The following is a 5,050-nucleotide window of genomic DNA, read 5'->3' on the forward strand; positions in this document are numbered from 1 at the left end:
CGGTTGCAGCGGCCGTAGCGGCCTGAACTTGCCCGCGCCGATCTTGGCGCTGCTGCGCCAGAGGTAATCGCCGGTCAGGTTGATGTGCTCCCAGCCGAGCGGCGACAGGTACTGCAACAGGCCGTCATCGACGGCTTGACCGTGGCCACGCAAGGCGTTCGCGGCCCGCTCCAGATAGACCGTGTTCCATAGCACGATGGCCGCCGTCACCAGGTTGAGGCCGCTGGCCCGGTAGCGCTGCTGCTCGAAGCTGCGGTCGCGGATTTCCCCCAGGCGGTTGAAGAACACGGCGCGGGCCAGCGCGTTGCGCGCCTCGCCTTTGTTCAGCCCGGCATGCACGCGGCGGCGCAGCTCGACGCTTTGCAGCCAGTCCAGGATGAACAGTGTGCGCTCGATGCGTCCCAGCTCACGCAGGGCGACGGCCAGGCCGTTCTGGCGCGGGTAGCTGCCAAGCTTCCTGAGCATCAGCGAGGCCGTCGCCGTGCCCTGCTTGATCGAGGTGGCCATCCGCAGGATTTCATCCCAATGGGCGCGGACGTGCTTGATGTTGAGCGTGCCGCCGATCATCGGTTTCAACGCCTCGTAGGTGGCATCGCCCTTCGGGATGTAGAGCTTGGTGTCGCCCAGGTCACGAATGCGCGGGGCGAAGCGGAAGCCCAGCAGGTGCATCAACGCGAAGACGTGGTCCGTGAACCCTGCCGTGTCGGTGTAGTGCTCCTCGATCCGCAGGTCGGATTCGTGATACAGCAGGCCGTCGAGCACGTAGGTCGAGTCGCGCACGCCGACGTTCACGACCTTGGTGTGGAACGGCGCGTACTGGTCGGAGATATGGGTGTAGAACGTCCGCCCTGGGCTGCTGCCGTATTTCGGATTGATGTGGCCGGTGCTCTCGGCCTTGCTGCCGGTGCGGAAGTTCTGGCCGTCCGACGATGACGTGGTGCCGTCGCCCCAATGCTCGGCGAAGGGATGTCGGAACTGCGCGTTGACCAGCTCGGCCAGTGCCGCCCCGTAGGTTTCGTCGCGGATGTGCCAGGCTTGCAGCCAGGCCAGCTTGGCGTAGGTCGTGCCGGGGCACGATTCCGCCATCTTGGTCAGGCCCAGGTTGATCGCGTCGGCGAGGATCGTGGTCAGCAACAGGTTTTTGTCCTTGGCCAGGTCGCCTGACTTCAGGTGGGCGAAGTGCCGGGTGAAGCCCGTCCATTCGTCTACCTCCAGCAGCAATTCGGTGATCTTGACGTGCGGTAGGATCATCGCCGTCTGGTCGATCAGGGCCTGTGCGGTATCGGGCACCGCCGCATCGAGCGGCGTGATCTTCAGGCCCGACTCCGTGATGATGGCGTCCGGCAGCTCGTTGGCCAGCGCCATGCGGTTGACGGTGGCGAGCTGCGTTTCCAGCAGCGTCAGCCGGTCATGCAGGTACTGGTCGCAATCGGTGGCCACGGCCAGCGGCAATTCGCTGGCCTGCTTGAGGCTGGCGAATTTCGCGGGCGGCACCAGGTAGTCCTCGAAGTCCTTGAACTGGCGCGAGCCTTGCACCCAGATGTCGCCGGAGCGCAGCGCGTTCTTCAGCTCCGACAGCGCGCACAGTTCGTAGTAGCGCCGGTCGATGCCGGTGTCGGTCATCACCAGCTTCTGCCAGCGCGGCTTGATGAACTCGGTCGGCGCGTCGGTGGGCACCTTGCGGGCGTTGTCGCTGTTCATGCTGCGCAGCACCTCGATGGCGTCGAGTACGTCCTTGGCGGCGGGCGCGGCCCGCAACTTGAGCACGTCGAGAAATTCCGGCGCGTAGCGGCGCAGCGTGGCGTAGCTCTCGCCGATGCGGTGCAGGAAATCGAAGTCCTCGGGTTGCGCGAGCCGCTGCGCTTCGGTGACGCTCTCGGCGAAAGCATCCCAGGACATGACGGCCTCGATGGCGGCGAACGGATCGCGGCCCGCTTGCTTGGCCTCGATCAGCGCCTGGCCGATGCGCCCGAACAGCCGCACCTTGGCATTGATCGCCTTGCCGGATGCCTGGAACTGCTGCTGATGCTTGTTCTTGGCGGCATTGAACAGCTTGCCCAGGATGCGGTCATGCAGGTCGATGATTTCGTCGGTGACGGTGGCCATGCCCTCGATGGCGAGCGCCACCAGGGTCGCGTAACGCCGCTGCGGCTCGAACTTCGCCAGGTCGGCGGGCGTCATCTGGCCGCCCTCGCGGGCGATCTTGAGCAGCCGGTTCTGGTGAACCAGCCGCTCGATGCCGGAGGGCAGGTCGAGCGCCTGCCACGCCTTGAGGCGTTCGATGTGTTCCAGCATGTGCCGCGAGTTCGGTTTGACCGGGGATTGCCGCAGCCAGGCCAGCCACGTCGTCTTGCCGTTGTCGCGGCGCTTGAGCAGATCGTCGAGGCGACGGCGATGCACGTCCGTCAGCGGCTCAGCCAAGGCGTCGTAGAGACGCCGGTTGGCGCGGGTAATCGCTTCGGCGCTCGCCCGCTCGACGGCGTTGAGGGCGGGCACAATGACCGACTGCCGCCGCAGGTGCTCGATCAAGGCTCTGGCCAGCACGATGCCCTTGTCGGTTTGCATGGCCAGCTCGGTCAGCAACTGGACAGCCTGCCGGTAGTGGCCAATCGTGAACGGCTGGAAGCCGAACACCGTTTGCAGCTCGACCAGGTGCTCGCGTCGGGTCTGCTCACGCTGCCCGTACTCGTCCCAGCTTTCGATGCCGACCTTGAGCTGGTTGGCGACCAGTCTCAGCAATGGCGGGAACGGTGGCTCATCAGCGCCAAGGATGACGCCGGGAAAGCGCAGGTAGCAGAGCTGCACCGCGAAGCCCAGCCGATTGGCCGGGCCGCGCCGCTGCCGGATGATGGAGAGGTCGCTTTCGCTGAACGTGTAGTGACGGATCAACTCATCCTTGGTGTCCGGCAACGCCAGCAGGCTTTCGCGCTCGGCGGCGGAGAGGATCGAACGGCGGGGCATGCGGTTTCCTTCTTCTTGAAATTCTATTCTTGATTGCATATCATCTCAACGAGTTTCGATAAGAAAGGATGCGCATGCGACCGTCTGTTGTGCTTGACATGAAGCGAAGCGCAGTGCGTGAAGCGGTAGGCCGCTTTCGCGCCGCGAACCCGCGCGTCTTCGGCTCGGTGCTGCATGGCACCGACCGGGATGGCAGCGACCTCGACCTGTTGGTCGATGCGCTGCCCGGTGCCACGTTGTTGGACTTGGGCGATTTGGAAGAAGAACTGAAATCGCTGCTCGGCGTTGACGTCGATCTGCTGACTCCCGGCGACCTGCCGCCGAAGTTCCGGGCCAAGGTGCTCGCGGAGGCGCAACCGATATGAGCGAGAACCGCCTGCCCGATTACCTCGACCACATTCAGCAGGCCGCAACCGATGCGCGCAGCTTCGTGGAAGGGATGGCCAAGGACGACTTCTTGGCCGACAAGCGCACCCAGCAGGCCGTCATCATGAGCCTGATCGTCATCGGCGAGGCGGCCACAAAGGTGATGGATGGCTACGTCGAGTTCACCCAGGCGCATGCCGACGTGCCGTGGCGCAGCATGCGCAATATGCGTAATCGCATGGCTCACGGCTATTTCGACATCAACCTCGATGTGGTGTGGGAGACGGTACAGGAATGGCTGCCGGCGTTGCTCCAGCAATTGCCCGCCGTGCGTCAGGATGCCGACGATGAAGACCGTAACGACAACTGTGAAAGAGGGATCTCCGATGACTGTTGAATCGAGAATATTTTCTGTAGCCGAGTATGTTCAGCCGTCCGAAGGCGAGCCTATTCGTTCCGTTGTGCTTGAAACCCGAGACTCAATTATCGTGGTTTGGCATGTCCATCCCGGGCAGGAAATTGCGGCTCACATTCATCCTCACGGCCAAGACACGTGGACTGTTTTGTCGGGAATGGCTGATTACTTTCAGGGCAATGGGATTGTTCGTGCCCTCAGGGAAGGTGAGATAGCCGTGGCAAGACCGGGCCAAGTGCACGGGGCGCGAAATACAGGTACCGAGCCATTTGTGTTAGTCTCGGTTGTGGCATCAGCCAATGCCGGTTTCGTATTGGCTGAGCGATAGAGCCCAATCTCTGGAGTTGGTCCAATGAGCGGTCGGGGAGATAGGTAACAGACATGCAGCGGACACGGCTGCTAAACCAGGTCGCAAACCTCCTTGCGTCGCAGCGTGCCGCAAGCGACGCGATCAATCGAATGGGGTCGGCATGAGACTGAACACCATCCAGTTCCCGACCGCGTAGCCGCCTGTCCTGCCGATCAGGTCTTGACCATCGACGCCTGGGATCAGTCCTGAATGTTCTTGGAGACCACTACGTTATGAGCCGCAGCCGCCGCAAAACACCCATCGTCGGGCACACGACCTGCGGCAGCGAGCGCGAGGACAAGAAGCTCTGGCATCAGCGCTGGCGCACCCGTGAGCGCACGGCGCTGACCAGCGCGTCGCCCGAAGCCCTGAGCGCCCATCTGCCCCTGCTGGAAAACCAGGCCAGCAGCGTCTGGTCGATGGGCAAGGATGGCCGCTCCTACTGGCCCGTCAAGCGCCAGGCCGCCACGGCGGATCGCATCGCCAATCACAAGGGACGCAACCCGCAAGAACGCGCCTCCCTGAAAAAGCGCCTGCTTACACTGTGATTCCTTCAAAATATCTCAACGAAATTTCCCGACACCTGTTTAAGCTATCTTGCTGATATTTCTGTTTTTCGATTTTTGCCGGCGCGATGCCGGCGACGTTGGGGTCCGCTTGGAAAACGGAATCTATGGTCACTCCCGTTTTTGCAACACCGATTTTGACGACAAGTTGGCTTGCTTGAATCTATCCGGCGTCTGAATGGGATTTTATTCCCGCGCCTCGATGAGTTCCGCGCCTGATGAACCTCCAGAAAATATACGGCTTCAATGAGCCTTTCCGTTTTACAGGTTCCTCAACAGGCCGGTGGGCCGTTAGTATCATCAATATCAGTATTCGCAAAACCAGATGAATGATTGTTTAAACTGGTGTATTTCTGCCTTTATGCTTCGTAAGTTTGCTGTCGCGCCGTCAGT

Annotated in this window: 5 protein-coding genes; 4 read left to right on the plus strand and 1 reads right to left on the minus strand. The window is 62.0% G+C overall.

Translation table 11 applies throughout. The features are described 5' to 3' along the window. A partial coding sequence (locus N6P30_RS24020) for a Tn3-like element ISPa38 family transposase (protein ID WP_009309936.1) occupies window positions 1-2,961 on the minus strand: 2,961 nt, incomplete at its 3' end. Window positions 2,962-3,035: 74 nt separating this feature from the next. Here N6P30_RS24020 and N6P30_RS24025 point away from each other — a divergent pair. From N6P30_RS24025 to N6P30_RS24040, 4 genes are all read left to right on the plus strand, one after another. Next, window positions 3,036-3,326 (plus strand): nucleotidyltransferase family protein, encoded by a 291-nt coding sequence (locus N6P30_RS24025; protein WP_001247892.1) that lies wholly within the window; start codon window positions 3,036-3,038, stop codon window positions 3,324-3,326. Beyond that, a complete protein-coding gene (locus N6P30_RS24030) occupies window positions 3,323-3,724 on the plus strand; it encodes a DUF86 domain-containing protein (RefSeq protein WP_001293886.1) in 402 nt (133 codons plus the stop codon). Before N6P30_RS24025 ends, N6P30_RS24030 begins: the two co-directional genes overlap by 4 nt. Next, a complete protein-coding gene (locus N6P30_RS24035; protein WP_000215515.1) occupies window positions 3,714-4,070 on the plus strand; it encodes a cupin domain-containing protein in 357 nt (118 codons plus the stop codon). The genes N6P30_RS24030 and N6P30_RS24035 overlap by 11 nt, the downstream gene beginning before the upstream one ends. A gap of 254 nt (window positions 4,071-4,324) precedes the next feature. Next, window positions 4,325-4,639, plus strand: a complete 315-nt coding sequence (locus N6P30_RS24040) for a hypothetical protein (RefSeq protein ID WP_000091613.1) — start codon at window positions 4,325-4,327, stop codon at window positions 4,637-4,639. The last annotated feature ends 411 nt before the right edge of the window (window positions 4,640-5,050 follow it).

Origin of the sequence: Enterobacter sp. PL1, from assembly GCF_945957325.1 — a bacterium.
GTDB classification, from domain to species: Bacteria; Pseudomonadota; Gammaproteobacteria; order Enterobacterales; family Enterobacteriaceae; genus Enterobacter; species Enterobacter roggenkampii.